Source organism: Zoogloea sp. (genome assembly GCF_041914405.1).
Lineage (GTDB): Bacteria > Pseudomonadota > Gammaproteobacteria > Burkholderiales > Rhodocyclaceae > Zoogloea.
The window spans coordinates 52,893-74,893 of record NZ_JAYSDK010000004.1 but is presented as its reverse complement, the minus strand read 5'-3'; the positions used below and the strand labels follow the sequence as shown (position 1 = coordinate 74,893).

Sequence of the window (22,001 nt, the reverse complement as noted above, 5' to 3'; positions counted from 1 at the left end):
TCATCTCTCCGGAATCAGTGGGTGGCGGTGCGCAGGATCAGCAGATCCTGGCCGGCGGCGACGGGGCTGGCTTCGCGGCACAGCAGCTGGAGCACCTCGCCGTCGGCGGGGGCGGTCACGGTGAATTCCATCTTCATGGATTCGACGACCGCCAGCGGGTCGCCGGCCTTGACGTGCTGGCCGGCCTCGACGAGCAGCTTCCAGATGTTGCCGGGCACGTAGCTGGCCACCAGCTGGGCGCCTTCCGGCAGGTCCAGTTCGGAATCTGCGGCCGCTGCGGCGATGTCGGCCTCGCTGATGTATTCGGCCTGGCCGGCGGCCTTCCAGCGTTCCCGCTCGGCCTCGAAGGCGGCCTGCTGGCGGGCCTTGAAGGCGCCGATGGGGGCGGCGTTGTCGGCCAGGAAGCGCCGGTAGTCGGCCAGGCGGAACACGCCGTCCTCGATGCGCAGGCGGGCGCGGCCGGCGGCGAAGTCCTTGCGCAGCTGCAGCAGTTCTTCCTCGCCCACCGGCACGAAGCGCACCTGGTCGAAGAAGCGCAGCAGCCAGGGTTTGTCGAACTGCTCGGTGCCGCGGGCGCCGTGGTTCCAGCGGTTCCACATCTGCACCGTGCGGCCGACGAATTGGTAGCCGCCGGGGCCTTCCATGCCATACACGCACATGTAGGCGCCGCCGATGCCCACCGCGTTCTCCGGCGTCCAGGTGCGGGCCGGGTTGTACTTGGTGGTGACGAGGCGGTGGCGCGGGTCCATCGGCGTGGCCACCGGCGCGCCGAGGTACACGTCGCCGAGGCCCAGCACCAGGTAGCTGGCGTCGAAGACGGTGCGATACACCTCGTCGATGGAATCCAGCCCGTTGATGCGGCGGATGAACTCGATGTTGGACGGGCACCACGGGGCGTCCTTGCGCACCGACTGCATGTACTTGTCGATGGCCAGCTTGGTCGCCGGGTCGTCCCAGGACAGCGGCAGGTACACCGTGCGGCTCGGCACTTCCATGTCGTCGATGGCGGGCAGCGCGTCCTCGGCGGCCTGCAGCGTGGCGAGCAGCGCGGCGCGGTCGGTGCGGCGGGCGTCGAAGTGCAGCTGCAGGGAGCGGATGCCGGGGGTCAGGTCTATGATGCCCGGCTGGGGATGGGCCTTCAGCCAGTCCATCAGCGCATGCACGCGGAAGCGCAGCTCCAGGTCGAGCACCAGCGGGCCGTATTCGACCAGCAGGTAGGCGTCGCCGGCCTGGCGATAGACCACGCGGGGGCGCTCGCCGGCGGCCGGCAGCTCGGCCAGCACTGGCGTGGTGACGGTGTCCGGCTCGGCGATCACCGGCAGCGCGAGGGGGCCGTCGGCATGGGCCAGCGCCGCGTCGGCAGCGGCCAGGCGCCGTGCCGCAGTGGCCGCGCTGACCGGCACGAAGCGCAGGGTGTCGCCGGGGCGCAGCTGGCCGAGTTTCCACAGGTCGGCCTGGATCACCACCGCCGGGCACACGAAGCCGCCCAGGCTGGGGCCGTCCGGGCCGAGGATCACCGGCATGTCGCCGGTGAAGTCGATGGCGCCGATGGCGTAGGCGTTGTCGTGGATGTTGGACGGGTGCAGGCCGGCCTCGCCGCCGTCGGTCCGTGCCCACTGGGGCTTGGGCCCGATCAGGCGCACGCCGGTGCGGCTGGAGTTGTAGTGGATCTCCCAGTCGGTGGCGAAGAAGCCGGCGATGTCCGGATCGGTGAAGAAGTCCGGTGCGCCGTGGGGGCCGTAGAGCACTGCCACTTCCCAGTGGTGGCCGTAGACGGGCGGCTGCAGGTTTAGCGGCGCGGGCAGGGCGGTGGTGGGCTGGATCGCCAGCACGTCGCCGAGGCGCAGGCAGCGCCCGGCGTGGCCGCCGAACTGGCCGAGGGTGAAGGTGGATCGGCTGCCCAGGTAGTCGGGCACGTCGATGCCGCCGGCGATCGCCAGGTAGCTGCGGCAGCCGGCGTCGGTGACGGCGCCGACCTTCAGCGTGGCGCCGGCCTTCACCGCGTGGGCCTGCCACCAGGCCAGCGGTGCGCCGTCCAGCGTGGCGGCGGTGGGCGCGCCGGTGAGGGCGATCACCGTGTCGCAGTTGAAGCGCAGGGTCGGGCCGCTCATCGTGCATTCCAGGCCGGCGGCGCCTTCCGGGTTGCCGACCAGGCGATTGGCGGCGCGCAGGGCGAGGTCGTCCATCGGGCCGGACGGCGGTACGCCCACGTCCCAGTAGCCGACGCGGCCGGGCCAGTCCTGCACCGAGGTCTGCACGCCGGGCTCCAGCACGTCGAAGGTCGCCGGGCGGTAGTTGAAGCTGTTGAGGTAGCGGGTGGTCTGGCGGCCGGCGCGGAACACCTCGCCGTCGAGGATCTGGCGCAGGTAGGCGCGGTTGGTCTCGATGCCGTACACGCGGGTGGCGTCCAGAGCGGCGATCAGCTTGTCGGTGGCGGCTTCGCGGCTGTCTGCATGGACGATGATCTTGGCGACCATCGGGTCGTAATAGGGCGGTACTTCGGAACCCGTGGCGACGGCGGTTTCGACGCGCACGCCGGGAGGAAAGCGCACCTCGGTGAGCAGGCCGGACGACGGCTGGAAGTTCTTGGCCGGGTCTTCGGCGTACAGGCGCACCTGGATGGACGCGCCCTGCGGCTGCGGCGCGGCAGCGGGCAGCGCCAGGTCGCCGGAGGCCAGCAGCACCATCCATTCCACCAGGTCGGTGCCGGTCACTTCCTCGGTGACGCCGTGTTCTACCTGCAGGCGGGTGTTCACCTCCAGGAAGTAGAAGGCGCCGCTGTCGGCGTCCATCACGAACTCGACGGTGCCGGCCGAGCGGTAGGCGATGGATTCCATCAGGCGCACCGCGGTGGCGGCCAGCCCGGCGCGCTGGGCGGCGGACAGGCCCGGCGCCGGGGTTTCCTCGATGACCTTCTGGTTGCGGCGCTGCACCGAGCAGTCCCGCTCGCCCAGGGCCAGCACGCGGCCGCGGCCATCGCCGAAGACCTGCACCTCGATGTGGCGCGCGGCGGTGACGTACTTCTCCAGGTAGATGCCGGCTTCCTTGAAGTTGGCGCGGGCCAGCCGGTCCACCGACGCGTAGGCCTCGTCCAGCTCGGCCTCGCCGCCGATTAGGCGCATGCCGATGCCGCCGCCGCCGGCGGTGCTCTTGAGCATCACCGGGTAGCCGATGCGGGCGGCCTCGCGGCGCGCCTCGTCGACGCCGGACAGCAGGCCGCTGCCCGGCAGCAGTGGCACGCCGGCCTGCTCGGCCAGCTCGCGGGCGGTGTGCTTGAGGCCGAAGGCCAGCATCTGGGCGCGGGTCGGGCCGATGAAGGCGATGCCGGCGGCCTCGCAGGCGTCGGCAAAGTCGGGGTTCTCGGACAGGAAGCCGTAGCCCGGGTGGATGGCCTGGGCGCCGCTGGCGCGGGCCGCGGCGAGGATGGTGTCGGCCTTGAGGTAGCTCTCGGCGGCGGGGGCCGGGCCGATGCACACCGCCTCGTCGGCGAGGCTGACGTGCAGGGAGTTGGCGTCGGCTTCGGAATGCACGGCCACCGAGGCGATGCCGAGCTTCTTGAGCGTGCGGATCACCCGGCAGGCGATGGCGCCCCGGTTGGCGATGAGGACTTTGCTGAACATGGTGGAGGCTCTCGGAGCGAGGGGGCGGGTCGTCCCGCCCGGTCATCCTGTCCGCCCGGGTCGTCCCGGGGGCCGGCGAGTGCCGGAAGCGTGCTGCTGCGGATCAGTTCCAGATCAGGAACTGCACCGGCGTGGGGTTGTAGGCGTTGCAGGGGTTGTTGAGCTGCGGGCAGTTGGAGACCAGCACCCACAGGTCCATCTCGGCGCGCAGCTCGACGTACTTGCCGGGGCCGGACACGCCGTCGTCGAACTTAAGGCAGCCGTCGGCGGTGACCGGCACGTTCATGAAGAAATTGACGTTGGGCACCAGGTCGGCCTTGGTAAGGCCGCTATCGGAGTGCTGGATGGCCAGCAGGTAGTTGTCGCGGCAGCTGTGCATGTACTTCTTGTGCAGCGCGTAGCGCACCGTGTTGCTCTCGGCGGCGCAGGCGCCGCCCAGCGTGTCGTGGCGGCCGCAGGTGTCGGCGACGAGGGTCAGCATCGGGTGGCCTTCGTTGCTCATCAGCACCGAGCCGGTGGTGAGGTAGATGCCGCCCTGCTGCAGCAGGGTCTGGGTGGCGCTGTAGTGCTCGTCGGTGTCGTGGCGGTTGTAGAAGATCACGTCGGCGGCCTGGTTGCCCTGCAGGTCGACGATGCGCAGGGTCTGGCCCTGCTTCACCTCGTGCAGCCAGGGTTCGCCGGCGGGCAGCACCACGTCGGTGACGGCCTGGGCCGGGTCGAGGGCGCTTTCCCGGAGGCGGATGGCGGTGGCGGTCATGGCGGTCTCCTCAGGCCAGGTAGTGCAGGTCGGTGTTGTGCAGCGCGCGGGCGCCTTCCGGGCGGAACTGGCGGCACACGTCGTCCGCCGCCGCCGGGCCGGAGCGCCAGGCGACGATGCCGACCGGTGCCGGCGCATAGTCCGGGCGCGGGTCGAGGGGGTGCGGCGCGGCGGACACGGCGACGATCACGTCCATGTCGAGGCGCACTTCCACCATCGCGCCGGCTGGCGCGTGATTGGGCTGGAAGTGGAAGCGGCCTTCCTCGTCCACGCTGACCTTGCTGAAGAAGTTCACCGGCGCCACCAGGTCGCGGCGGCGCAGGCCGTACTTGCCGATCTCGATCAGCAGGCCGTCGCGGCCGGCGCGGTACATGCCGTTGCGGTATTGCTGGTACGGGTGCTGGCCGTACTTTTCGTGCATGCGCGGGGCGTCCAGCAGCAGGCCGAGGGGGTCGTGCCAGCCGAGGCTGTCGGCGGTGATGGAGGCCATCGCGCAGCCCATGTCGCTCATCAGCACGTGGCCGCGGCTGTAGTGGGCGGTGTGCTGGGCCTTGAGGGAGTCGGGCATGTTGTAGCGCTCCAGCGGCTGGCGGGCGTTGTAGAGCACCATCGACAGGTTGGCGCCGGCGGCCTGGGCAACCAGGCGCAGCGTGGTGCCGCGGGGCAGCGTCCACGACCAGTGGCAGCCGCCGGGGACCACGTCGGAGAACAGGATTTTGTCTGCCGGCAGGTCGGCGGCGAGTTGTTGCCAGCGGGTGTCCACGTCGACGGCGTCGGTGGGGGTGAGCAGGGCGTTCATGGGCTTCAGTCCGTGGTGAGGGCAGCGTCGGCGCCGACGGCGGCGTTGAGGCGGGCGAGCTGCTCGAGGTCGGTTTTCATGCCGGAGGTCTCGCGGATGCGTTCCAGGATCTCGCGCTTCAAGGCGAGAAACTCGGGGGCGAGCTTCATGTCCTGGTGCCGCTCGGCAGGCAGGGGCACGTCGTAGAGGGTGTCGATGCGGCCGGGGCGGGGCGCCATCAGCACGATGCGCTGGCCCAGGTAGATGGCCTCTTCCACGTCATGGGTGACGAACACGATGGTGCTGCCTTCCATGCGGTGCACGTGGCGGATGAGGTCGTGCATCACCTCGCGGGTCTGGGCGTCCAGCGCGCCGAAGGGCTCGTCCATCAGCAGGATCGGCGGCCGGCTCATCAGTGCGCGGGCGATCGCCACGCGCTGCTGCATGCCGCCCGACAGCTGGCTGGGGTAGGCGTCGGCGACGTGGCTGAGGCCCATCAGGCGGATCAGCGCGTCGGCGCGGCCGGCGGCCTTCTCCACGTCGGCCGAGGTCCGGTCGCGGGTGTGGGCCTTGAGCTGGCGGCAGAACTTGATGTTCTGGGTGACCGTCAGCCACGGGTAGAGGCTGTAGTGCTGGAACACCATGGCCCGGTCCACGCCGGGGCCGGCGATGGGCTGGCCGTTCACCGCGATGCTGCCGCGGCTGAGGCTCTCCAGCCCGCCGATCATGCGCAGCAGCGTGGATTTGCCGCAGCCGGAGGCGCCAACGAAGGTGACGAACTCGTTGGGGCGGATCGCCAGGTTGGCGTGCTCCAGCGCGTGGATGGCCTGGGGGCCGTGGCCGAAGGTCTTGAAGGCGTCGCGGATGTCGATGCTGGCGGTCATCGGTGTCTCCCGGCGAGGTAGGGGAAGGCCTTGCGATGGACCAGGCGGAAGCCCTGGTCGATGAGGAGGCCGATCAGGCCGATCAGCAGGATGCCGGCGAAGATCTTGTCGGTCTGCAGGAAGCGCTGGGCCTTGAGCACCGCGTAGCCGAGGCCGGAGTTGGAGGCCACCAGCTCGGCCACCACCAGGTAGGTCCATGCCCAGCCCATGGTCACCCGCAGGGTGTCGAGCAGGGCCGGCTTGGCCGACGGGACGATGACCTTCTCGAGGATCTCGCTGCGCGTGGCGCCCATGGTCTGGGCTGCCTCGATCTGCGCCAGCGGCACGCGGCGCACGTCTTCGGCGACCATCAGCACCATCTGGAAGAAGGTGCCGATGAAGATGATCGCCACCTTGGAGCCCTCCTCGATGCCGACCCACAGCATGACCAGCGGGATGAAGGCCACCGCCGGCATGTAGCGGATGAAGTCGGTGAGGGGCTCCAGCAGCGCCTGCACGGCCCGGTAGCTGCCGATGAAGAGGCCCAGCGGCAGCGCGATGGCGGCCGACAGGGCCCAGCCGGCCACCACGCGCCAGGTACTGATCGCCACGTCAGCGGCCAGGTCGTCATCGGTGGCCCAGCTCCAGATGCGCGCCAGCACGTCGGCTGGGCCGGGCAGGAAGACCTTGTCGGTGCCGTCCAGGTGGCTCGCCACCAGCCACGCGACGAGCGGCGCGACCAGCCCGAACAGGGCCAGCAGCCAGTACTGGCGCGGGTCGATGGCGGCGCGGATCTGCCACAGGGAGCTGCCGCCCCCGCCGGCTCGCTTGCTTGCGCTCATGGCCGTCTCACTTGCCGAGGGCTTCGGCGAGCAGGCTGGCGTCGATGCCCTTGGCGGCGTCGGGCTTGCCGTCGATCAGCTTCTTGTCGAGCAGGAAGGCCGAGATGGTCGGGGCGACGGCCTGCAGGGATTTTGCGTCAGCCGGCGTCAGCGCGGCCTGGTTGGCCGCCGCGTCGAAGAAGCGCGTGCCGGGCAGGAAGACCTTGTAGTCCTCGGCCTTCATGCCGACCACCTTGGACATGATCCTGGCCGCCTCGTCCGGGTTGTCGCGGATGAACTTCTCGGTGTCGAACCAGGCCCGGATCATGCCGACCAGGTCCTTGTGCTTGGTCTTGATGGCCTTGTCCTGAGCCACCAGCAAGTCGGGGATCAGGCCCGGCATGTCCTTCGACGTGAACAGCGGCTTGCCCTTGCCGCTCTTCTCGATCTGCGAGACCCACGGGTTCCACACCACGGCGGCGTCCACGCGGCCGGCCAGGAAGGCCGCCGCGGCGTCGCCGGCGGACAGGTTCACCACCTTCACGTCCTTCTGGGTGAGGCCGTTCTTGGCCAGCGCGGTGGCAAGCACGAAGTGGGAGATGCTGAACTCTTCGAGGGCGATGCGCTTGCCCTTCAGGTCGGCGAAGCCCTTGATCTTGTCGCTGACCATCAGCGCGTCGTTGCCGGCCGAGTTGTCATTGACCAGCACCGCCTTCACCGGCACGCCCTTGGCCAGCGGGCCCATCGTGTCGGACCAGGTCTGGCAGTTGGCGTCGAGCTGGCCGGAGGACAGCGCGGAGATGGAGTCGGTGTAGTTGGAGAACCACACCAGCTTCACGTCGGCCTTGTGCTTCTTGAAGAAGCCCTTCTGCTCGGCCACGTACCAGGCCACCCAGCCCGGCCAGTCGGAAACGCCGACCTTGACCTCGGCGAGGGCCGGCGCCGGTGCGGCGAGCAGCGCACTGCCCAGGCCCAGCACGGCGAGGGTGGTCTTGAGACGCTTGACGATGGAGTAAGTGGCGGTGGCGCGCGTGTCGCGGAGGACGGTCGGACGAACGCGGCGGGTGTCGGTCTGGTACATGAAGGGCTCCTGTCGTTTGGGAGAAAACGGGCGAGAGGGCGCTTCATCCAAAGCGTTCCTCCCGGGCTTTTATCCCTCCGTGGAGCCACGACATGCCTGCTCGGCCTGTTGCAGCCGGCAGCTCTCGGACCAGACATCCCCCGATATGTGCGCATATCCGAAACGGGACCGGAACCCTAGCCACCCTTCGATGAAACGAACGCGATACAGCGCGATTCGCTCCCTCTCGCCGATCGTTTAGCAATAGCGGTGCCAGTTGTCGTGACAATCCCGTGAAAGCCTTGTGGACACTGGCCTGCCAGGGTTTTGTCGAGCGGGATGCGGGTGGAGTCCGGCATCTCGCACTGGCCATGCCGAAAGGGTGCATGCACCGCCGTGGTGCCGCCGGAAATGGGCAGGCACGCCGCGGGTGCATCGCCGGAGGGCGTGCCGTGCCCGGATTGGGTGGGGCGGATTGCGTCGCCATGTATATGCAAGCTCGGCATCGCATCCATCCCCGCGCTGGCTGGTCCGCTTTCTGCTAGGAGGACGGCGCGCATATCCGGAACCTCAATCGGAGTCTTCTCTCGTGATGCTTGATAAAGCCATCGCAGGGTCGCTGTGCGCCCTGTCCGTCCTCGCCGCTTCCGTCAGCCCTGCCTTCGCCGCCGATGAAGTAGCACCGCCCTACACCCTTACCCGACACGTGGATCTCGCCAGCCGCTACTACCTGCGCGGCGCGACGACGACCTATGGCAACGCCAAGCCCGGCCTCGGCAACCAGGGCGCGGACGCCCCCGAGTCGGACCGCTTCACACCCCAGTGGGGCGTCGACTTCACCCATGAAAGCGGTTTCTACCTGGGCTACTGGGCGTCGGCGATCAACTACTCGTACAAGCAGCTGGGCCGTTCCTACGACCAGTACGCGGCCACCGGCAATGTGGCGGTCAGCGACTTCCAGGACGGCAAGTCGGTGGAGAACGACTTCTACGGCGGCTACACCGGCAAGCTTGGCGACGTCTCCTACACGCTGGGCCTGACCGCCTACTACTACCTCAACGGCCGCCACGCCAATGCCACCGAGACCAAGCTCGGCCTGGCCTGGCAGGAGTACGCGCTGAACGCGCAGACCCTGCTCAACGACACCGTGTGGGGCAACCGCGGCGACACCTACTGGACGCTCAACTACACCCGCCCGCTGCCGGCCGAGTTGACCTTCACGGCCAGCCTCGGCTGGTACACCTACGCGCGGGAGGGCAAGTACCTGGGCACCGGCGACGCCGCCACGGGTGGATCCTGCGCGCCGGGCACCGCCTTCGTCGTCAACGGCTGCTTCGCCGGCAAGGGCCCGATCAGCGACGGCTTCCGCCACCTCGTCCTCGGCCTGTCCCAGCCCATCGGCAGCACCGGCCTGACGTGGACGCTGCAGGGCATCATCGGCGGCGACAACCGCTTCGGCGTGAACCAGGTGAGCAAGCTGGTGGGGCTGATCAGCTACGGGTTCTGAGCAGGGTCTTCATGAAGTGAGGGATCCGCCCGCCATTCCATGGGGAGAATGAATTCGCCCCCACGGGCATTCGCCTTCCCGGCGTATTTCCCTGATGCTCCTGCGCAGAATTGACCAGCATCAATTCCCCGATCTGTATCGGCAGTAAACCATTTCATCTGTTCCTTCCGCGGCCGGGCCGGTGGCGAAGAATGGCGGCTGCCGAGCAATGGGGAAAACGATGACTGCCAATACCATGACTGTAGCGGGACCGGATTTCGAGGAGGCGCCGGGCGGGCGGATTCCCGGCAACAAGGGGATCTGGGTCGGGATCTGCTGCGAGTTCGTAGAATTCCTGGTGCTCTTCGTCGTCTATTTCGTCGCCCGCGCCCATTTTCCGGAGGCCTTCGAGAAAGGCGCGGAGGGCTTGTCCACCACGCTTGGCACCGTCATCACGCTGGTGATGATCAGCAGCAGTTTCTGCATCGCCTGTTCCACGGCGCTGATCCGCGTCGGGCGGCGCCGGGCCTCGATTGCCTGGCTGGTTGGCGGGCTGGTGCTGGCGCTGGGCTATCCGCTCGCCAAGATCATCGAGATCCAGTGGAACCTGGCCCATGGCATCGACGGGCAGGCCGGCATCTTCTCGGGCGTTTATTACTACCTGACCTTCAACCACATGGTGCATGCGGTGTGGGGCATCCTCGGCATCCTGTGGGTGCTGGCGCGCCACTTGGCTGGCGGCTATTCGGCCGACGACTACAGCGGCCTGGAGGCGCTGGCCTGCTACTGGCACGCCACCGACATCATCTGGCTGGTCATCTTCTCCTTCTTCTACGTGCTGGTGTGAGCATGAACGACATGCATTGTGAATCGGCGGCTCCGCTGGCGCCGCTCGTGAAGACCTGGCTCGGTCTGCTCGCGCTGACCGGGCTGTCGCTGCTGCTAGGCCATGGGTTGCACGGCCAGGTCGGGCTGCAATGGTTGGTGGCCGCCATCCTGTGGCTGAAGGGCTGGCTGGTGATCCGCCACTTCATCGAAGCCGACCGCGCCCATCCGCTGATCCGCCGCGTGCTGTACGGCTTCATCACGATCACGCCGGTGCTGCTGCTGGTGACCGCTCTGTTCGGCCGCCAGCTGGCACGGCTGACGACGCTGTAGGTGGTGAGGCCCGCGCGGCGGCTTCGGCCGCATGTAGGCCGCCAATAATTGCCGGATCCCGATAGCCGCCTGCCGTTTCCGGACAGGCGGCGGCCTTGTCCCGACATATCGTCCTTCCGCCCGCCCGGCCTCCGGGTTTCAGGGCGGGCGCGTCAAGCGGACCACAACGATATGAGGAGACAAGGCATGACGGTAAGCACAAGCACATTGACGGCCGTCCTGGATTCCGTACTGGACCAGGCGGTGCACCGGGCCGGCGGGGTGCCCGGCGTGGTGGCGATGGCCACCGACCGGGACGGCAATTTCTACGAAGGCTGCGCGGGGCTGCGGGAGCTGGGCGCCGAGTCGGCGATGACGCTCGATTCGGTCTTCGCGATCTTTTCCACCACCAAGGCGCTGACCGGCACCTGCGCGATGCAGCTCATCGAGGAGGGGCGCCTGTCGCTGGCCGACCCGGTGCGTAAGTACCTGCCCGAGTTCGCTGAGCTTCAGGTGCTTGACGGCTTCGACGCGGCGGGCCAGCCGCGCACGCGGCCGCCGAAGCGCGACGTGACGATCAACGACCTGTTCCTGCACACCTCCGGCCTCGGCTACGAGTTCTTCAGCCAGGACGACCTGCAGTACCGCACGGCGAAGGAGATCCCGACCATCGTGTCGTGCGAGTTCCCGTCCATCCGCAGCGTGCTGCTGCACGATCCGGGCGAGCGGTGGACCTACGGCGTCAACATCGACTGGCTCGGGCTGGTGGTCGAGGCGCTGCGTGGCCAGCGCCTCGGCGAGGTGATGAAGGAGCGGATCTTCGAACCGCTGGGCATGGCGGACATCGGCTTCACGATGTCCGAGTCCATGCGGGCGCGCCGTGTGACCATCCACGAGCGGGCCGCCAACGGCGCGCTCAGCCCGTTGCCCGAACTGGTGCTGCCGCAGCCACCGGCGATGGACTGCGGCGGCCACGGCCTGTACGCGACGGTCGGCGAGTACATGAAGTTCATCCGCATGCTCCTCAACGACGGCGCCGGCCCCCACGGCCGCGTGCTGCGCCCGGAGACGGTGGCGCTGATGGCCCGCGACGGGCTCGGTTCCCTCGAATGCACCGGTTGGCCCACGTCGATCCCGTCCCTCGCCAACGCCGGCAGCTTCTTCCCCGGCGTGCCGAAGGGCTGGGCCTACACTTTCATGACCAACCGCGCGCCGACCCCGTCGGGCCGCCCGGCCAATTCCCTGGCCTGGGCCGGGCTGGCCAATTCCTTCTACTGGATCGACCGCCAGACCGGCATCGGCGGCTACTGGGCGACCCAGTTGCTGCCCTTCCAGGACTGCGTGGCCTACCCGCAGTTCGTGGAGTTCGAGACGGCGGTCTATCACCACCGCTGAGACCACTGCGGCACCCCTTCCCAAAAATTGCCGGCGCGCGACAGGCGCATGCCGGAACGAGACATGGCCCGATCGGGGGCCTGTCACAGTAAGCCCCGGCGTCAGGCCGTCCCGAATGCGAGAGACGGCCGCCGCCACCCAGAGGAGATGTGGAGACATGAAACGACGTACCCCCACGGGCCGTCGCTGGCACGCTGTTGCCTGCGCCGTGGCCCTTGCCGTGCCCGGGCTGGCTGCCGCCGTGACCATCGATGCCGGCGACTACACCTACCTGCCGGCCGGCACCAGCCTGGCCGTCGGCTATTACCAGCACACCGAGGGCCGCCAGCTCTACGCCGGCGGCAAGCGGGTGGCCGACCAGGCCCGCGTCGAGGCGGACGTGGGCATCCTGCGCGGCGCGCATTACGTGGATGTCGGCGGCCTCACCATGGCGCCCCAGTTCCTGCTGCCCTTCGGCCGTGTGCATACCGGCGGCGACCTGGCAGGCGTGGATGCCACCAACGGCGTCGGCGACCTGATCCTGGCGTCCACCCTCCACCTGATGAAGGACCCGGAAGGCCGCCGCGCCTTCGCGGTGACGCCCTGGCTGTGGCTGCCCACCGGCCGCTACGACCGCAATGCGCCACTCAACCCCTTCGGCGAGAACCGCTGGAAGTTCGCGCTGCAGACGGGCTGGATCACGCCGCTGTCGGAACGCTTCACGCTGGACCTGATCGCCGACGGCCAGGTCTTCGGCCGCAACGGGGACTACGGCCCTGCCGGCGCGACGCTCAGGCAGCGCCCCGCTTGGGAGCTGCAGTCCCACCTTCGCTACAATTTCGGCGCGGCCACGTGGGTGGGCGGCATGCTGTCCCAGGCGGGCGGCGGCGAGACGGAGATCGACGGCATCGCCCAGGGCGACCGCCAGCGCCGTACCAAGGCCTTGCTGAGCGTGGCGCATTTCGTGGCGCCGGGCTGGCAGGTGCTGACCTCGCTGGGGCGGGATCTGTCCGTCCGCACGGGCGTCAAGGAGGATGCACGGCTCAACCTGCGCCTGCTGAAAGTGTTCTGAGTTCGCCCTTCGCCCCGGGAGCGCCGCCCGGGGCGGTCGCAAGGTCTTGGGAGCTGCCATGGAAAGCCTGTGCAATGCCCTCGTCGTGGATGCCGGCGGACGGCCGACCGACGCCCACCAACTGATTGCTACTCGTGACTTCGATGAACTGGAGGCGTGGACCCGGCGCGTCTATATGCCTTACGCGGTGCGCCCCACCGGCAACATCCTGGTGCCGAGCTCCGACCTGCACGCGGTGCCCATCGGCAGCATGATCCTCAGCCGTTTCTCCTACGGCATTCCGGTCCATCTCAGCGACTTCTCGGAAGGGGCCGGCATGGGCATGGCGCTGACCACTGTGCGCGGCGCCGGCCGGCACTGGGTGGATAGCCACGAGCCGGCCGAGACGGCCGCCGGCGAGAGCTTTCTCGTTGATACCAGCCGCACCGAGTACTGGGCCGATTTCGACCTGGATCACCTGCAGGTGAACGTCACCTTTCCGCACCGCTATCTGGAAGAGCTCTACCTGCGGTGGACCGGCCAGCCGGCCCATGAGGCCCTGTGGCGCCTGAAGATCCGCTTCGGCGGCGCCGGCTCGCCATGGCATGCGCTACTCGCCTACTGCTGCCGCTGCGTGGCGGAGTACCCGCGCCAGGTCAGCGAGGGGCCGCTGGGACGCCAGCTGGAGGAGATGCTCGGCACCCAGATGCTGATGGAGTGGACCCGCCGCTGGGGCGAGCTGCCGGCCCGCCCGTGCGCGCTGGCGCCGCGCTACGTGCGCCAGGCCGAGCAATACATGCGCGAGCATGCCCGCGAGGCGCCGACCTTGAGCGCGGTGGCGGCGGCGGTGGGGATCAGCGTGCGGGCGCTCAGCGGTGCGTTCCGCGAATTCCGCCGCACCACGCCGATGGCCTTCCTGCGCGAGGCGCGCCTGCAGGGCGTGCGCCAGGCGCTGCTGGCGGCTCCGCCGGAGAGCACTGTCGCGGCGATTGCGGAGCAGTGGGGCTATTACAGCCTCGGTGTCTTCGCGGCGCGCTATCGGGCGCGCTTTGCCGAGAACCCCTCGGACAGTCTGCGGCGGGTGGGGCGCTGAGACGGGGCATCACGACGGATCAAAAACCGTAGTATCGGTGTGGTTTATTGCAAAGCGGCACGTTCGTGTCTGCCACAAAGCCGTGGAGCGCACAGCCCTCGCCAGCAGCGAGGCTCAGGTTACCGTCCAATCGGTCGGTTATGGTCCGCGATGGCCGATGAACGCGCCCTTATGGGAGGCGGTGTGCCAGGTCCGCGTGAAGGCTGGCCATAAAGCGTTCGACGGCGTGCGTATAGGCGTTGTCGAGGCCCAGCTGGCTGTTGATGTCGCCGTGGGACAGGTCTTCGCCGAGTACCTGGACCTGGATGCCCAGTCCGTCGGCGCGGGCGGCGAGGCGCCGGGCCTGGTCGCAAGAATCCTCCCGCCGCGTCGAGCACACCGCCAGCAGCGGCGCGGCCCCCGGCGTCAGCGCGTGGTAGGGCGACAGCGCACGCCAGTAGGAGGGGTCGGTGCCGAAGGGGCGGTCGTAGAGACGCAGATGGCGCTGGTTCATGATTGCCTCCACGTCCATCGCGGCGCTGTCCAGGGCCACCGTGCCAAGCACCGGCAGCGGTGGCGGCGTGAATCGGGCCGGCGGCGAGACGGCCAGCAGCGCCGCCAGGTGGGCGCCGGCTGAGTGGCCCATCAACACGAAGCGCTGCGGGTCGCCACCCCACGCCGTGGCCTTTTGCTGGGCCATCGCCAGGGCCCGCGCCACGTCGCGCAGCTGCACATCGACGGCGGCCTGCGGCAGCATGCGGTAGTTGATCGAGATGAAGATGATGCCGCGCGTCACCCAGCGTGCCACCTTGGCATCCACGACGCGTTCCATCGCCTTGTCGCCAATGGCCCAGGCGCCGCCGTGGACCATCAGGATCACCGGCGCGCCGTGGGCCTCTGCCGGGATGTAGACGTCCATCGTCTGGGCCGGGTCGGCCCCGTAGGCGACGTCGGCCAGCTTGCGCGCGCCGGCCGGCAGGCCGTGGCCGGTGTCCTCGTCGGTCGCGCCGAGGCGTGCTGCGCGCCGTTCACGCAAGCGGTCGAGCAGGGGGCCGGCATGGGCGACGGAAGCACTGGCGGTGAGGCCGAGGACGGCGAGCAGGTAGCGCCGGCGGGCGGGCTGGGCAAGGTGGCTTGGCTGCGGCGAAATGTTCATGGGATACATCCTCCTATTCCGGAATGCTAGCCTGTGGGCCCTGTCTCCTCCAACCCGAAGTCCAGCACGCCCATGCATGACCTCTTTCTCGGCATCGCCATCCTCTTCGACGTGGTCGCGCCTCGGCCCTGCTCGGCATGGGCCTGATCGTCGCCGGCGTGCTGGTGATCCAGCTGTTCTCCCGCTCCCAGGCGCATTGAGGGCGCGCGCGGGTTTCAGGCGGCCAGCATGCCCTCGATGCGTTCGTAGAGTTCCTGGGCTTTGATCGGCTTGGTCAGGTAGTCGTCCATGCCGGCGTCGAGGCAGCGTTCCCGGTCGCCGTTCATCGCGTTGGCGGTCATCGCGATTATGGGCACCCGCGGCTGGCCGGCCGTCTGCTCCATGCTGCGGATCTGGCGCGTGGCCTCGAGGCCGTCGAGCACCGGCATCTGCATGTCCATCAGGATCACGTCGAAACGGCCGGTGCCGACCATGTCCACCGCGTCGGCGCCGTTCTCGGCCAGGCTCACGGCGTAGCCGCGCTTCTGCAGCAGAACCTGGGCGAGGCGCTGGTTGACCGGGTTGTCCTCGACGAGCAGGACCCGGGCGCCTGCCAGCGCGGCCTCTTCATGGGGTGCGGCCGGCGGACTGGCCGGGGGCTCGGTGCCGGTTTGGGCGTCGGTGCTCGCCGCCGAGCTGTGGCAGGGCAGCGTGAAGTGGAAGGTCGAGCCTTGGCCCGGCGTGCTGTCCACCCAGATGCGGCCGCCCATCAGTTCGATCAGGCGGCTGCAGATCGACAGGCCCAGCCCGGTGCCGCCGAACTTGCGGGTGATCGACGTATCCTCCTGGGAGAAGGCGTCGAAGATTTGTTCCTGGGCCGCCGGCGAGATGCCGATGCCAGTGTCGCGCACCGAGAACAGCAGTTGCTGGCCATCGCCGCGGCGCGCACGCAGTTCCACCTCGCCCGTCTCGGTGAACTTCACCGCGTTGCTGAGCAGGTTGATGAGTACCTGGCGGACCCGAACCGGGTCGCCGCTGAGCCTCCGGGGAACGTCGTCATCCACCTGGCTGCGAACCTGCAGGCCCTTTTCCCCGCCCTGCAGGATCACCGGGCGCAGCACGTCATGCAGCAGTTCGCGCAGGTCGAAGTCGATGTTCTCGATGGCCAGTTTCCCGGCCTCGATCTTCGAGAAATCGAGGATGTCGTTGATGATGGTCAGCAGCGCGCCGGCCGAGGAGCGGACGATGTTCAGGTAGTCCCGCTGCTCGTCGTCGAGCCGGGTGTCGAGGGCCAGCTCGGTCATGCCGATGATGCCGTTCATCGGCGTGCGGATCTCGTGGCTCATGTTGGCCAGGAAGTCGCTCTTCGCCCGGTTGGCCGCCTCGGCGGCATCCCGTGCTTGTTCCAGCGCGACGCGGCTGGCTTCCCGTTCGGCGACCAGCCGGCCGATGGCGGCGGTGACCGCCTCGATGTCCTCGTCGGACGGCGTGCTGGTCACCGTGTTGGGGATTGCCTGCAGGCCGGCCAGCACCTCGCGCAGGGAGGTCAGGGCCTTCTCGCGCTGGCTGAGTTCCCGCTGCAGGCGGGCGGCGGTCTGGTTGAGCACGTCGAACATCGGGCGGAATTCGAGCGGCAGGTCGGCCAGCAACTCAGCCTCGTCCTGGGGCACCCGCGCTTCGTGCCGGCTTTCGTCGAAGCCTTTCACGCGGCCGAGGCTGCCCAGCCACAGCTTGAGCGGGAACCAGATCAGCACGAGGCCACCGGTGAAACCCAGCAGGGTCAGCAGCAGTGCGGTGCGGAACAGTTTCCACAGCCCGCCTGCGATCATGTCCACATCGAATTCGAGGCGCAGCACCCCGTAGTCACGCCCGCCGGCGGTGATGTTGCGATTGACCTCGTAGAGATCGGTGGCGACGCGCTTGCGCAGCCAGGCGGGCGGCACGACCTCTGGCTTGTCGCGATTGACGCTGCGCAGCCCGCCACCGGCCAGGTCGATGAAGGTGGCGGAGGCGAACTGGGAGCCGACGATGGATTTGTCGAGGGTGCGCTGGATGGTGTCGTAGTCGCCGATCACCGCGCTGTCGGTGATGGTCTGGGCGGTCACCTCGATCAGCATGGTGGCCGACTGCTGGGCGGTTTCAAGTTCCTGGGTGAACTGGTACTGGTAGAACAGCACCAGCCCGCCGCCGATGAAGAACAGCAGCGCAGCCGAGTACAGCGCATAAATGCGGGCGACCAGCGACTGTGGCAGCAACCTCGAGAGTTTGCCCATGGGCCTGGTGCCGGTCAGCGTACCGCCGCCGGTGCGCTCTGGTAGAACTTGCGGTAGGACGTGTAGTCGGCGCCGCTGGCCGGGATGAAGAAGGCGTCGTTGCCGAGGCCGACCTCCTGGGAGGCGCGGTGCAGGATCTCCTGGCCGCGGGTGTCCTTGTGCATGCCGAAGAAGGCCGCCGAGATGGCCTTCAGGTCCTTGTCGGGCACCCGGCCGGAGACCATCAGGGCCAGGTCGTGGTAGGGCTCGGAGGTCCATAGCACGCGGAATTTCTTGCCTTCCCGGTTGGAGTAGCCTTCCACCAGCATGGAATTGCTGCCGACGGCCTTGGCCTTGCCGGCGAAAAGCTGGGCCATGGCAGCGTTCTGGTTGCCGCCGAAGACGGTCTTCACGTCCACGCCCTTCGAAATCAGGTAGGCGTAGGGCACCTTGTAGCCGATGAAGGCTTCCGGGCCGGCAAAGGCGACTTCCTGGCCTTTCAGCTCCTCGATGCGGGTGATCGGCGAGTCGGCCGGCACGACGATCTGGCCGCGCAGCGGCGGTGCATTGCGGCGCCCGAAAACCTTCCAGCCCAGGGATTCCCGTTCGGGGCTGAACAGGTGGTTGGTGAATACGAATTCCACTTCCTGCGCCAGCACGTAGCTGGTGGTGTCGGCCGAGGTGCGGCCGATCTTGAGCTGCAGCCTGACCCCGCTCTTTTCGGAGACGTACTGGATGATCGGGTTCCAGTAGGCTGCCGTCTTGTTGATATCCCACTGGTTGACCGGCGAGAAGCGGTAGACGGCTTCCTGAGCGTGGGCGGTGGCGATGCCCAGGGTCAGGGCGAGGACGGCGGCGAGGCGCACAAGCATGTCGGATCTCAGCAAAGGGAAGCGCCGCCGATTATAGACATTCAGTCTTAAGCCTGCCTTGGCGCATCTCACGGCGCCAGGCGTGCCTTGTGCCAGCTGCCGTCCGGCTGCAGGCGGTAGGTGATGCGGTCGTGCAGGCGCGAGCTGCGGCCCTGCCAGAATTCCCAGTAGTCCGGCACCAGCCGGAAGCCGCCCCAGTGCGGCGGGCGCGGTGGGTTGAGGCCGAAGCGCAGGCCGTATTCGGCGGCTCGGGCGACCAGCACGCCGCGCCCGGCGATCGGCTCGCTCTGCGGGGAGGCCCAGGCGCCGATGCGGTGGCTCAGCGGGCGGCTGGCGAAGTAGGCGTCGGACTCCTCGGCGGAGACCTTTTCGACGCGCCCCTCGATTCGCACCACCCGTTCCAGTTCCACCCAGTGAAACTGCAGCGCGGCGAAGGGGCGGGCCTCCAGCTCGCGGCCCTTGCGGCTGGCGTAGTTGGTGTACCAGACGATGCCGCGGGTGTCGTAGCCCTTGATCAGCACGACACGGGTGGATGGCCGCCCGTCTTGGTCGACCGTGGCGACGGTCATCGCGTTGGGCTCCGGCAGGCCCTTGTCCAGCGCTTCCCTCAGCCAGGCGGCGAACTGGTTCAATGGGGAGTCGGCGGCTTCGTCATCGTCGAGGCTGCCGTGTTCGTAGCTCTTGCGCAGGTCGGCAAGCTTGGGGTCGTCATTCATAGCGGCTTCGGACAACGGTGGAGATACGGGATTGTGGCACTTTGCGGCTGCTTTGACCGGGCTGCCCTCGCTAAATGACGTAGTGGTATCGTGGGCGCCCCGTCTCCTCGAGGAGCCCGTCGATGGCCGCCGTCCCCCGTCTCCGCGTGATGCTCTCCAGCCGTGCCCTGTCGCCCGTGTTCGACGGCGAACGGCTCACCGACCTGCGCCTGGAACTCAAGGGGCGCATCGAGGGCATCCGCGTCGGTGATCACCCGCTTTTCGAGGTGTGGATTCACGAGGATGACCCGGAACCGGCCGGCAAGACCATTCTCGAAGGCTCGCTGGAGGAGATCGCCAGGGCCGACATCGTGCTGGTGCTGTACACCGGCGAGGCCGGTAGTGCGGATGGCGGCAGCGAAATCGGTATCTGCCACGCCGAACTGCAGGAGGCGCTCACCCACCGGCGCGACGTGGTGTCGGTGATTTCCCTGGAGCCGACCCGTTCGGCAGTGGAAGATCGTGACAAGGTGTTTCAACAGTATGTCGCCGCCCGGCGCCTGATCCATACCCGCGTGACTGATCGTGACGCGCTGTTCGCCGCCGCGCTGCGGCTGGTCTTGCAGCGGGCCGTCGAGCTCGCCAAGCGCGGTGCGCGGCCCACCGGGCGGCGTGTCGACCAGGGGGCGGCACTGGACTGGGCGCGCCTCGACCTGCCAGGCCGGGCAAAGGAGATGCGTACGGCCCTCGTTGAAGCGCTCGACGGCGAGGCGCCGGAGGACGGTGTCGTGCTGTCCGACCTGGGCTTGTCCGGCTTGGACCCGGCCCGCTTGCTGCTGCGCGTGGAGGCGATTCCGGCGGCGCTGGGCGTGGCGGCAGCGCGGGAGCGGGTTGGCCAGCCTTTCTACCAGGACCACGACTACGCGGCGTTGCTGGTGGAAACGGATGCCGTCGGCCCGGTACATGTGATTGCCTGCCACCGGGGCGTCACCGAATCCCAGGCCCTCAAGTTGCTCGGTACCAGCAACGCGGTGGCTGTGGCGTCCGAGTTTGGCGTGTTTGCCGCCGAAGACGTGATGCAGACCCAGCTCGTGCTGCTGTCCCACTGCGTCGAGGAAGGGGCCGTGCGGCTCGGCCTCAGGCGCTTCCACGAATGGCTGGAGCGGGAAGGGGAGGCGGCCAATCTGTTGCGCCGTGCACGGGCCCGCCGTGGCATCGTCGAGGCCATCGCACGGGGGCGTGCGGCCACCTGAGGAATGGCATTACCCAAAATGTGTTGTTACAGGATCGCCCTTGAAGAGGCATGGACCGGCCTGCCAGCATAAAGTGCTGCCCGCCAGGCGGGCCTTCCATGATTTCGAGGAGAACCATAATGAAACGCTTAAAGCAGACTCTTGCTGCCCTGCTTATTGTCAGCACCACCCACGTGGCCTTCGTGCAGACCGCCCAGGCCACCATGATCGGTACCGAGCAGGTTGCCCAGGCCAGCCAGGGCTCCGCCCGCAGCGGCGCCGAGGCGCGCGCCCACCTGAACGAGCTGCTCGACCGCGCCGACGTGCAGTCCCGCCTGGAGAGCATGGGCGTCAAGGCCGCCGATGCACGCGAGCGCGTCGCCGCACTGACCGACGAGGATGCGAGCCGGCTGGCCACGCAGATGGACAAGGCGCCGGCCGGCGGTTTCATCGAGGTGATCATCTTCCTGTTCCTGCTGCTGCTGGTAACCGACATCCTCGGCTTCACCAAGGTCTACCCCTTCACCCGCTCCATCCGCTGACCTTAGCGAATAAATCTACTGCGCACTCCGATCTCGCAATTCCGGTGCTCGCCGTACTCATGTACGGCTGCGCTCCTCGTTGCGACCTCGGAGCGCTCGCTACGATTTGTTCGCCAAGGTCGAACCTATGAGTGAATTTCTCTTTCTCGAAAAGCGGCGGCGTTTGATCGGCGCGGCCGCTGCGCTGGTGGCGCTCGGGCTGAGCGGTTGTGCGGCGCAGACGGCGGCTTTGCGGGCGGCGCGGCCGACCGGAGTGCCGCCGCGGGTCGAGTTGGCGGCGGTGCCGTATTACGCGCAGGAGGATTACCAGTGCGGGCCGGCGGCGTTGGCGATGGTGTTGGGGGCCAATGGCTTCGGCGTCACGCCGCAGGCGCTGGCCGGCCAGGTCTTCCTGCCGGGGCGGCAGGGTTCGCTACAGATCGAGATGCTGTCCGGCGCGCGGCGCCACGGGGCGCTGGCGGTGGAGATCCCCGGCACGCTGGAGGCGCTGATGCGCGAGACGGCAGCCGGGCATCCGGTGGTCGTGCTGCTCAACCTGGGGCTGTCGTGGGCGCCGACCTGGCATTACGCGGTGGTGATCGGCTACGACCTGGACGACGAGTCCTTCCTGCTGCGCTCCGGTCCAATGGAGCGCCAGGTGATGCCTTTCCGGACCTTCGAGTTGACCTGGGAGCGGGCCGGCAAGTGGGCCTTCGTCGTCGTGCCGCCGGGCCAGCTGGCCGCCACGGCCGACGAGGCACTGACGACCCGCGCGCTGGTGGCCTTCGAGAAGGCCGCGCCGGCCGGGCGCGCTGTGCCCGCCTACCGGGCCGCGCTGGCCCGCTGGCCGGACAGCCTGACGCTGGCGATGGGGCTCGGCAACAGCCAGTACCAGGCCGGCAACCTGCGCGGGGCGGAAGCCGCCTTCCGCGATGCGGCCAAACGCCATGACGCGGCGGCCGCGTGGAACAACCTGGCCAACGTGCTGCTGGAGCTGAAGCGCCCGGTCGAAGCCCGCAAGGCCGCCCAGCGCGCCGTCGAGCTTGGCGGCCCTACGCAGGACGCGGCCCGCGATACCCTTCAGCGTATCCGGCGGTAAAGGCGGCGTCCTTCCTGGGGCCATCAGGGGCGAATGTCCCGTTCGGGAGGAATGTCCTGTGGGGGGGGGGGTGAATAGCGCCCCCCCCGGTTGAGCGAGCACCCCCCGGGGGTCAAAACACCCCCCCCCCCCCCCCCCGCCCCCCCCCAATCCGACAACAACCACCCCCGGCGGGG

General features: G+C 68.5%; 19 protein-coding genes and 1 riboswitch. Of the genes, 9 read left to right on the top strand and 10 right to left on the bottom strand.

Translation table 11 applies throughout. The annotated features are described in order from the left end of the window. Nucleotides 1–14: 14 nt before the first annotated feature. From uca to ACE3RX_RS03625, 6 genes are all read right to left on the bottom strand, one after another. Entirely contained in the window at nucleotides 15–3,620 is a 3,606-nt protein-coding gene (uca, locus tag ACE3RX_RS03650) for an urea carboxylase (protein WP_374480421.1), read from the bottom strand. Between the two features lie 103 nt (nucleotides 3,621–3,723). Further along, on the bottom strand, nucleotides 3,724–4,377 hold the full coding sequence (locus ACE3RX_RS03645) for an urea amidolyase associated protein UAAP2 (RefSeq protein WP_374480419.1): 654 nt from the start codon (nucleotides 4,375–4,377) through the stop codon (nucleotides 3,724–3,726). A gap of 10 nt (nucleotides 4,378–4,387) precedes the next feature. Continuing rightward, a complete protein-coding gene (locus ACE3RX_RS03640) occupies nucleotides 4,388–5,176 on the bottom strand; it encodes an urea amidolyase associated protein UAAP1 (protein WP_374480417.1) in 789 nt (262 codons plus the stop codon). 5 nt (nucleotides 5,177–5,181) lie between these two features. Further along, nucleotides 5,182–6,039, bottom strand: coding sequence for an ABC transporter ATP-binding protein (locus ACE3RX_RS03635; protein ID WP_374480415.1), 858 nt, complete (start codon nucleotides 6,037–6,039; stop codon nucleotides 5,182–5,184). After that, the gene (locus ACE3RX_RS03630) at nucleotides 6,036–6,860 is read right to left on the bottom strand and encodes an ABC transporter permease (protein ID WP_374480413.1); all 825 of its coding nucleotides are present in this window, start codon (nucleotides 6,858–6,860) and stop codon (nucleotides 6,036–6,038) included. Before ACE3RX_RS03630 ends, ACE3RX_RS03635 begins: the two co-directional genes overlap by 4 nt. A gap of 7 nt (nucleotides 6,861–6,867) precedes the next feature. Then, nucleotides 6,868–7,920: an ABC transporter substrate-binding protein gene (locus ACE3RX_RS03625; RefSeq protein WP_374480411.1), complete on the bottom strand. Its 1,053-nt coding sequence runs from the start codon at nucleotides 7,918–7,920 to the stop codon at nucleotides 6,868–6,870. Between the two features lie 56 nt (nucleotides 7,921–7,976). After that, a riboswitch (guanidine-I (ykkC/yxkD leader) is annotated at nucleotides 7,977–8,111 on the bottom strand. A gap of 380 nt (nucleotides 8,112–8,491) precedes the next feature. Between ACE3RX_RS03625 and ACE3RX_RS03620 the strand changes: the two genes are divergently transcribed. The 6 genes from ACE3RX_RS03620 (at nucleotide 8,492) to ACE3RX_RS03595 (ending at nucleotide 14,040) form a co-directional block, all read left to right on the top strand. Then, complete coding sequence (locus tag ACE3RX_RS03620) at nucleotides 8,492–9,406, top strand: TorF family putative porin (RefSeq protein ID WP_374480409.1); 915 nt, start codon at nucleotides 8,492–8,494, stop codon at nucleotides 9,404–9,406. Nucleotides 9,407–9,626: 220 nt separating this feature from the next. Beyond that, nucleotides 9,627–10,232 carry a cytochrome c oxidase subunit 3 family protein gene (locus ACE3RX_RS03615; RefSeq protein WP_374480407.1) on the top strand — a complete coding sequence of 202 codons (606 nt, stop codon included), beginning with the start codon at nucleotides 9,627–9,629 and terminating at the stop codon, nucleotides 10,230–10,232. Nucleotides 10,233–10,234: 2 nt separating this feature from the next. Beyond that, nucleotides 10,235–10,543: a hypothetical protein gene (locus ACE3RX_RS03610; protein WP_374480405.1), complete on the top strand. Its 309-nt coding sequence runs from the start codon at nucleotides 10,235–10,237 to the stop codon at nucleotides 10,541–10,543. Nucleotides 10,544–10,729: 186 nt separating this feature from the next. Then, nucleotides 10,730–11,917: a serine hydrolase domain-containing protein gene (locus ACE3RX_RS03605; protein WP_374480403.1), complete on the top strand. Its 1,188-nt coding sequence runs from the start codon at nucleotides 10,730–10,732 to the stop codon at nucleotides 11,915–11,917. Nucleotides 11,918–12,074: 157 nt separating this feature from the next. Beyond that, entirely contained in the window at nucleotides 12,075–12,968 is an 894-nt protein-coding gene (locus ACE3RX_RS03600) for a transporter (protein WP_374480401.1), read from the top strand. A gap of 58 nt (nucleotides 12,969–13,026) precedes the next feature. Then, entirely contained in the window at nucleotides 13,027–14,040 is a 1,014-nt protein-coding gene (locus ACE3RX_RS03595) for an AraC family transcriptional regulator (RefSeq protein WP_374480399.1), read from the top strand. 169 nt (nucleotides 14,041–14,209) lie between these two features. On the opposite strand, the gene ACE3RX_RS03590 is transcribed toward ACE3RX_RS03595, so the two are convergent. The 4 genes from ACE3RX_RS03590 to pdxH all read right to left on the bottom strand — a co-directional run bounded on the left by ACE3RX_RS03590 (nucleotide 14,210) and on the right by pdxH (nucleotide 18,994). After that, nucleotides 14,210–15,175, bottom strand: a complete 966-nt coding sequence (locus tag ACE3RX_RS03590) for an alpha/beta hydrolase (protein ID WP_374480397.1) — start codon at nucleotides 15,173–15,175, stop codon at nucleotides 14,210–14,212. A gap of 215 nt (nucleotides 15,176–15,390) precedes the next feature. Next, nucleotides 15,391–17,427 (bottom strand): ATP-binding protein, encoded by a 2,037-nt coding sequence (locus ACE3RX_RS03585; protein ID WP_374480396.1) that lies wholly within the window; start codon nucleotides 17,425–17,427, stop codon nucleotides 15,391–15,393. Between the two features lie 14 nt (nucleotides 17,428–17,441). Further along, nucleotides 17,442–18,278, bottom strand: coding sequence for a phosphate/phosphite/phosphonate ABC transporter substrate-binding protein (locus tag ACE3RX_RS03580; RefSeq protein ID WP_374480393.1), 837 nt, complete (start codon nucleotides 18,276–18,278; stop codon nucleotides 17,442–17,444). 68 nt (nucleotides 18,279–18,346) lie between these two features. Further along, the gene (gene pdxH / locus ACE3RX_RS03575) at nucleotides 18,347–18,994 is read right to left on the bottom strand and encodes a pyridoxamine 5'-phosphate oxidase (RefSeq protein ID WP_374480391.1); all 648 of its coding nucleotides are present in this window, start codon (nucleotides 18,992–18,994) and stop codon (nucleotides 18,347–18,349) included. A gap of 122 nt (nucleotides 18,995–19,116) precedes the next feature. On the opposite strand from pdxH, the gene ACE3RX_RS03570 reads away from it, so the two are divergent. From ACE3RX_RS03570 to ACE3RX_RS03560, 3 genes are all read left to right on the top strand, one after another. Then, on the top strand, nucleotides 19,117–20,226 hold the full coding sequence (locus tag ACE3RX_RS03570) for a hypothetical protein (protein ID WP_374480389.1): 1,110 nt from the start codon (nucleotides 19,117–19,119) through the stop codon (nucleotides 20,224–20,226). Nucleotides 20,227–20,345: 119 nt separating this feature from the next. Further along, on the top strand, nucleotides 20,346–20,747 hold the full coding sequence (locus tag ACE3RX_RS03565) for a PA2779 family protein (protein ID WP_374480387.1): 402 nt from the start codon (nucleotides 20,346–20,348) through the stop codon (nucleotides 20,745–20,747). A gap of 127 nt (nucleotides 20,748–20,874) precedes the next feature. Continuing rightward, the gene (locus ACE3RX_RS03560; RefSeq protein WP_374480385.1) at nucleotides 20,875–21,825 is read left to right on the top strand and encodes a PA2778 family cysteine peptidase; all 951 of its coding nucleotides are present in this window, start codon (nucleotides 20,875–20,877) and stop codon (nucleotides 21,823–21,825) included. The last annotated feature ends 176 nt before the right edge of the window (nucleotides 21,826–22,001 follow it).